The organism is Exiguobacterium sp. SH0S7 (assembly GCF_004337195.1).
Classification (GTDB): Bacteria; Bacillota; Bacilli; order Exiguobacteriales; family Exiguobacteriaceae; genus Exiguobacterium; species Exiguobacterium aurantiacum_A.
In genome coordinates this window covers 1-352 of record NZ_SJVA01000048.1, presented here as the reverse complement: position 1 = coordinate 352, position 352 = coordinate 1, and the positions used below count along the sequence as shown (strand labels likewise).

The following is a 352-nucleotide window of genomic DNA, read 5'->3' as shown; positions in this document are numbered from 1 at the left end:
GCACCCTGATCCTCGGTGTGTTCGGCCGGGTTCCGGTCATCGGTATGCCCCCTCGTGCTGGACGGCCGCCTCGGCCGCCTCGTCCGTGGTCAGCGGCAGGTCGGCCACTACGGCGAACCCCCCATCGGTCTGCGGGCCGACGGTGAGGGTGCCGCCGTGCAGGGCGACGCGCTCGCGCATGCCGATCAGGCCGTAACCGCCCGAGCCCACGAAAAAAAAAAAGTTCAAACTGATGTTGCCGGAATCAAAGACAAAAGTCATCACACGGGCGACGGGCATGAATCCAGAGTTGATCACCGACCAGACCAAACAAGCTTTCGCCGAGACATTCGATATCCTCGTCGCCCTCCGA

1 protein-coding gene is annotated in these 352 nt (G+C 63.1%); it reads right to left on the bottom strand.

What is annotated here, in order from left to right; all coding sequences use genetic code 11:
* Positions 1–36: 36 nt before the first annotated feature.
* The coding region (locus tag EVJ22_RS15595; protein ID WP_483297341.1) for an ATP-binding protein at positions 37–352 on the bottom strand (316 nt) is incomplete at its 5' end.